The organism is Sinomonas sp. G460-2 (genome assembly GCF_047759905.1).
Lineage (GTDB): Bacteria > Actinomycetota > Actinomycetes > Actinomycetales > Micrococcaceae > Sinomonas.
Genome location: NZ_JBKZWT010000217.1, coordinates 1 through 6,329, shown reverse-complemented (window position 1 = coordinate 6,329; position 6,329 = coordinate 1). Strand labels below are relative to the sequence as shown.

Annotated in this window: 6 protein-coding genes; 2 read left to right on the top strand and 4 right to left on the bottom strand. The window is 71.4% G+C overall.

The window, feature by feature from the left end; translation table 11 throughout:
* Positions 1-885: Gfo/Idh/MocA family oxidoreductase (locus tag ACLN58_RS16270; protein WP_415856299.1), on the bottom strand; the 885-nt coding region annotated here is incomplete at its 3' end.
* A 135-nt stretch (positions 886-1,020) separates the two neighbouring features.
* Between ACLN58_RS16270 and ACLN58_RS16265 the strand changes: the two genes are divergently transcribed.
* Positions 1,021-2,028 (top strand): LacI family DNA-binding transcriptional regulator, encoded by a 1,008-nt coding sequence (locus ACLN58_RS16265; protein WP_415856298.1) that lies wholly within the window; start codon positions 1,021-1,023, stop codon positions 2,026-2,028.
* A 99-nt stretch (positions 2,029-2,127) separates the two neighbouring features.
* Here ACLN58_RS16265 and ACLN58_RS16260 read toward each other — a convergent pair whose 3' ends face one another.
* Positions 2,128-3,141, bottom strand: a complete 1,014-nt coding sequence (locus ACLN58_RS16260; RefSeq protein WP_415856297.1) for a sugar phosphate isomerase/epimerase family protein — start codon at positions 3,139-3,141, stop codon at positions 2,128-2,130.
* On the bottom strand, positions 3,138-4,325 hold the full coding sequence (locus ACLN58_RS16255; RefSeq protein ID WP_415856296.1) for a Gfo/Idh/MocA family protein: 1,188 nt from the start codon (positions 4,323-4,325) through the stop codon (positions 3,138-3,140). Before ACLN58_RS16255 ends, ACLN58_RS16260 begins: the two co-directional genes overlap by 4 nt.
* A gap of 135 nt (positions 4,326-4,460) precedes the next feature.
* Here ACLN58_RS16255 and ACLN58_RS16250 point away from each other — a divergent pair, with 135 nt between their 5' ends.
* Positions 4,461-5,462, top strand: coding sequence for a LacI family DNA-binding transcriptional regulator (locus ACLN58_RS16250; protein WP_415856295.1), 1,002 nt, complete (start codon positions 4,461-4,463; stop codon positions 5,460-5,462).
* 143 nt (positions 5,463-5,605) lie between these two features.
* Here ACLN58_RS16250 and ACLN58_RS16245 read toward each other — a convergent pair whose 3' ends face one another.
* Positions 5,606-6,085, bottom strand: a complete 480-nt coding sequence (locus tag ACLN58_RS16245; protein ID WP_415856294.1) for a hypothetical protein — start codon at positions 6,083-6,085, stop codon at positions 5,606-5,608.
* Between the last annotated feature and the right edge of the window lie 244 nt (positions 6,086-6,329).

Genomic DNA, 6,329 nt, shown 5'->3' with positions numbered 1-6,329 from the left:
GAACAGCTCGATGTTGAGGCGCGGGGTCTCGGCCGAGAGCCCCTCGGCGCCGAACCGCACGGCCGCGGTCTCGGTTGCCCGCCCGGCCTGGACCATTCCCGCCGAGCCGAAGACCTCGCCGCGCACGTCGTAGCCGTAGAGCGCGGAGAAGTTGGCCTCGGCGACGGCAATCGCGCCGTTCGAGTAGCGGACCGTCACGACCGCCGTGTCGAGGAAGCCCGCGTCCCTGTAGCTCGGCTCGACGAGGGCGTCCGCCGTGACGTGGACGCTCACGGGCTCGGCGCCGGCGTTGAACCAGTTGAGCGCGTCGAAGTCGTGGATGAGCGTCTCGAGGAAGATGGTCCACTGCGGGACCCTCGCGGCGTGCGGGATGCTGCCGGTTCCGGGGTCGCGCGTGAGCGAGCGCAGGAGCTGCGGGGTGCCGACTGCGCCCGACTCGACGTCGCGGCGGGCCGCCAGGAAGTCGGCGGCGTAGCGGCGGTTGAAGCCGATCTGCCAATGCACGCCCGCGGTCGCGACGGCGTCCTCGACGCGCGCGAGCTCGGCGACGTCGATCGAGCCGGGCTTCTCGCAGAACACGTGCTTGCCCGCGCGGGCGGCGTCGATCGATAGCTGGGCGTGGAAGCGCGCGGGCCCCGCGATGACGACGGCGTCGACCTCGGGGTCGGTCATAAGATCCGCGGGGTCGGGGGTCACCCTCGCGACGCCGAGCTCGGCGGCGAGCTCCTCGGCGACGGCGAGCGCCGGATCGGCGATCGCGACGAGGCTCGCGCCGGGGATGCGCAGGGCGAGGCTGCGGGCGTGGAACGCGCCCATCCAGCCCGCGCCGACGAGGCCGATGCGGACCGGCTCGGGCCGTGCCGAGGCGACGGAATGGTAGCTCATGACAGTCCTCTCGGAGAAGCTTCGGGCCCGGTCCTAGAACGTTCTAGCCGGGCGATATCAGCAGTTTGGCATGGCGTCGCCGCGCTGTCTAGATCGTTCTAGTACGATTGGAGCAGAATTCCCTCAGGAGGTGACATGGCCAAACGCGCCACGCTCGCGGACGTCGCCGCCGAGGCGGGGGTCTCGCGCGCGCTCGTATCGATCGTCATGCGCAATGCGCCGGGCGCGAGCGACGCGACGCGCGAGCGGGTCCTCGCGGCCGCCGCGAGCCTCGGCTACCGGCCCGACGCCCGTGCCCGGCTCCTGCGCAGCTCGCGCAGCCACCTGCTCGGGGTGGTCTTCGCGCTCGACGGCGCGTTCCACGCCGAGATCGTCGAGGCCCTCTACCCCGCGGCGTCGAAGTCTGGCTTCGACATCGTCCTGAGCGCCCGCGGCCCGCGACGCTCGGAAGGCGAGGCGCTTCAATCGCTCCTCGATCTCAACGTCGAGGCCATCCTCGTCCTCGCACCCGAGTCCGAGGACACGGAGCTCCTGGACCTTCCCGTTCCGGCGGTCTCCGTGCTCCAACCGCAGTACCGGCCGCGGCTTGCGAGCGTCGCCACGGACGAGGCCGCGGGGATCGGCCTCGCGATCGAACACCTCCGGCGGCTCGGGCACCGGCGCATCGCCCACGTGGACGGCGGCTCCGCGGTCGGCTCGGACGCCCGGGCGGGGGCCTTCGACCGCCTCCTGAACGAGGCCGGGGAGACGCCGATCTTAATCCGGGGCGGGCCGACGGAGACGGACGGCATGACGGCCGCCCGCCCGCTCGCCGCGCTCGTGGAAACACCTCCCCCTGGCCGCGCTCCGCTCACCGCAGTCGTCGCGTTCAACGACGTGCTCGCGGTGGGCCTCATGCACGGACTCCGCGAGCGCGGTATCCGCATCCCGGAGGACCTCTCGATAGTCGGCTACGACGACTCGCGGCTCGCCGCCCTGGCTCATGTGCAGCTCACGAGCGTGCGGCAGGACCCGGACGCACTCGCGGCCGCGGCGGTCGGTGCCGCCGCGGCCGCCCTCGACGGGCAGGTGACCCATTCGCTCGTGCCGCCCTCGCTCACGGTGAGGTCGAGCACGGCGCCGCCGCGCGCCGTCGTCCGTTAGTCTCCCGCCACGCCGCCGTCGGCGAATCTCGTTGCGCCGTCAGCTCCGCAGGGTGCGAACCGAGCGGAGGTGACGGCGCAATTGGACGCGGCCCGCTCCTCACGCCTCGGCGAGAACGCCCACCGAGCGCGCGGCCTCGAGCAGCACGCCCGCGGCGACCTCGAGGCCCTCGATGCGGCCGAGGGAGACGTCCTCGTGCTCGATGTTCACCATCATGTCGGGGTCCACCTCGTACAGGGCGCGGAGGAACTCTCCCCAGTACGCGGCGTCGTGCCCGCGGCCCAGGGCCACGAAGTCCCACGCGGAGTCCTTGGGCCACTCGTTGGCCCACTCGTCGCCGCCGAGGTTCGTGCGAGCCTCGTCGGTGGAGAGCCGGCGGAACCGGTTGTCGAGGACGCCGTACAGGCGCGCGTTCTCGGCGTTGACGCGAACGTCCTTCGCGGCGGCGTGGAACACGAGCGGGCCGAGCTCGCGGACCACCGCGACGGGGTCCATCTGCTGCCAGAACAGGTGCGAGGCGTCGAGCTCGACGCCCACGTTCGTGGCACCCGTGAGTTCGACGAGCCTGTAGACGTCAGCGGTGTTGAACACGATGTTCTGCGGGTGCAGCTCGAGGGCGACCTTGACCCCGTGCTCGGCGGCGAGCCGATCGGTCTCGCGCCAGAACTTGGCGGCGATGTCCCACTGGTAGTCGAGGACGTCCAGCGCCGCGGAGTTCCACGCGTTCACGATCCAGTTCGTCACGGTCGCGCCGGGCTCGCCGCCGGGCAGGCCGGACATCGTCACGACCCGGTTCTGGCCGAGGCGCTCGGCGAGGCGGATCGAGCGGCGGATGTCCTCCGCGTGCTTCTCCCCGATCTGGGCCTTGGGGTGCAGCGGGTTGCCGTTGCAGTTCAGGCCGGCAATGCCCACCCCCGTGCCCTCGAAGATCGCGAGGTAGTCGTCCCGCGCGGCGTCGGAGACGAGGATGTCGTCGAAGGTCGGGACGTGTACGGCCGGCAGGAAGCCGCCCGTGCTGATCTCGATCCCGGTCAGGCCGAGGCCCCCGATGACCTTGAGCGCCTCCGGCAGCGACCGGTCGTGCAGGATCGCGTTGTAGACGCCGAGCTTCACAGCGAGACCTTCTTTCCGTTGTTCTGAGCCGATTCGGTGACGGCCGCGAGGACCTCCATGTTGCGCACGCCGTCGTCGAACGTTGCGCAGCGCGGGAGCGACTCGGCCTCGGGCAGCCCGGCGACCTCCTCGAGGAAGGCGCGCGCCTGGTACGCGAACGCCTCGTTCTGGCCGAAGCCCACGCTCGGCGCATCCATCGGGAGCCCACCAGCGAGGTACGGGTGGTCGGGGCCGAGGATCACCTGGCGGTAGCCGTTCTGCGCCGACGGCCCCTCCGAGAGGAACAGGCCGATCTCGGCAGGGCGGCGCTGGTCGAACAGCGCCGCACCGTTCTCGCAGAACACCTCGAACATGAGCGAGTTCGCGTGGCCCGCGGCGACGCGGGAGACCTCGATGCTGCCGATGCACTGGGCGAACTCGGCGGAGAAGGCGGCGACGTCGTCGTTCTCGACGGCCTCGAAAGTGTCGCTCACCGCCGCGTGGTCGTGGCCCATGACGGCACCGAGCGGGAGCGGGCGCTTGGCGATCGCGGTCGAGAGCTGCCCGCCCGAGACCGCCTGGATGTCCCCGCACAGGAACTCGCCGATGTACGTCATGTGGCTCCCGACGTCCGCGAGCGCGCCCGAGCCCGGGCCGCCCTTGTACCGCCAGCTCATGGGCGCCTCCGGGCTGCAGCCGTAGTCCGTCCAGTACCGACCGGAGAAGTGCAGCGGCCGGCCGAGCGTGCCGTTCTGGATGAGCTCGCGAATGGCCGCGATGCCGGGCGAGCGCCGGTACGTGAAGCCGATCCGCGCCAGATTCCCGCGGGCCTCGGCGGCTCGCGCGGCGTCCGCCATCGCGCGGGCGTCGGCGAGCGTGTCCGAGAGCGGCTTCTCGCACAGCACGTGCTTGCCGGCGGCGAGCAGGCCCTCGACGACCTCGCGGTGCAGCGAGTTCGCGATGACGACGCTGACCACGTCGATGTCGTCCGCCTCCGCGATGGCCTGCCACGAGGCATCGTGCCGCTCGTAGCCGAAGCGCCGGGCGGCGGCCAGGCCGAACTCAGCGTTGACGTCCCCAATCGAGACGAGGCGGATCTCCGGAAGGGTCGGTCGGTAGAGCGCACTCGCGGTGCGGTAGGCGGCCGCGTGGGCCTTGCCGGCCATGCCAGCGCCGATGACGGCGACGCCGAGGGACTCGGGCATGATCTCTCCTTTGAGGGAAGTCTTGGGTGGAAGTTTGGAGCGCTCCACACATCGAGAATAAGAAGCCCAGTTTGTCCTGTCAATAGTCCCAGAGCGAACGACGGCGACACTCGCCGAGAGTGCCATGATGGTCCCGTGGCTGCTGACCCCCGCCCCACCATCTACGACGTCGCCCAACGGGCCGGCGTCTCGAAGTCGCTCGTCTCGCTCGTGCTCCGGGGCGCCCCGCACGTGAGCGACGAGAGGCGCCAGGCCGTCCTCACCGCGATCGCCGAGCTCGGCTACCGGCCCAGCCGGGCCGCGAGCGTCCTCGCGAGCCAGAAGACCAGGGCCGTGGGCGTACTCATCGACGACTTCCGCAACCCGTGGTTCGTCGAGCTCCTCGCGGGCCTGCGCTCGGTCCTCGACCCCGCGGGCTACACGGTGAGCGTGGCCGACTTCCAGCTCGAGACGGCCTCCGGGCTGAACCCCGTGGACGGGTTCCTCGCCCAGCACGCGGATGCGCTCGTCCTCGCGGCGGAGCCCCCCGCGGAGCTCCTCCGGAACGTCCCGGTCCCCGTGGTCGTCGCGGGCACCCGCGAGCTGGGCGCGGGCACGCTCCCGGGTGCGGATGTCGTAGCGGGCGACGACGACCGCGGCGGCGAGCTCGCCACGCACCACCTGCTCGGCCTGGGTCACACCGCCGTGGGTCACGTGAGCGGACTCGGCGGCCCGGCGGCCCACCGGCGGCGCGGCTACGAGCGAGCCATGCGGGCCGCGGGTCTCGAGCCGCTCGTCGCAGGGGCCGAGGGGAGTACTTCGGAGGAGAACGGGTACGCCGCGACGTCGGAGCTCCTGGCCGGGCACGCCGGGCTGACGGGACTCGTGGTCGCGAACGACGTCATGGCCGTGGGCGCCCTCGCCGCCCTCAGCGAGAGGGGGCTCGCGGCGCCCGGGGGCGTCGCCGTCGTCGGCTATGACAACTCGCCTCTCGCTGCCTACCGGCACCTCGCGCTCACGAGCGTGGACCCGCACAACCGCGAGATCGGCGCCGAGGCCGCCCGGACGCTGCTTGCGCGGCTGAGGAACCCGGACGGGCCCCCTCGGCATGACCTCGTCGAGCCCTCGCTCGTGGTCCGCGCCTCGACCGCGATCTAGGATGCGCGCGAAAGCACACTCTTCATACGAGAGCGCACCTTTCATGCGAGAGCGCACCTCGGAACGCGTTGCAACGTGCACCCCCGCGACAAACGTGCACCCCCGCGACAAACGTGCACCCCCGCGCGGAACGTCGGCTCCGCTCAGGCCTGAGGCTCGCCGCCCTCCGCCTGGCCAGGCTCCTGCACGTCCTTCTTCTGCTTGAACTTCGCCATGAGCCGGCCGAGCTCGAGCTTCTCGTACTGGTCCTGGATTTCCTGCGCCTTGCCGTACGTCGACTCGACATCGATGCCGTACCGCCGCCGCAGCTCGACCCGCATGGTCGCCTCGGCATCGGCCGCAGCTGGCTCGAAGTCCTTCCAGGCCCTGGCCGTCATGTAGGCGTGGCCGATCGTGTGGGGGTCGGCTCGCTCCCACCAGCCATGGGTGTGGACTTCCCGGAGCACCTCGACCGCGGCCGCGGCGCTCGACTCGAAGTTCTCGTACAACTCCGCGAGCTCGAGGGGCGCGCGGTCCTCCATGTCCAGGAGCTCCTGCGAGCTCGCCTTCGCGAGCTTCTCGCCCAGGAGATCCGCGGCCGCGACGGCAATCGTCACGGCCTCGAGGACGGTCTTCTCTGCCATGTTCGTAGCCTCCGGCTCCCCGGGGCCGGATGGTCCGCCCCGTCGCAAATCAGAAAGGAACCTACCCCATCAAGGCTACGCGCGCAGCGTCGGCGCCCCGAGATCGTGGCCAATTCGATGCCCGAGCTGCCGGAGCAGCTGCGCCGAGAGCCGAGGATCGGCGGACGTGTCGCGGTCGCTCAGGGCGCTGAGTGCCCACACCCGCTCGATCCCGTGCTCCGCGAGCGAGTCGCGCCCGAGCGCG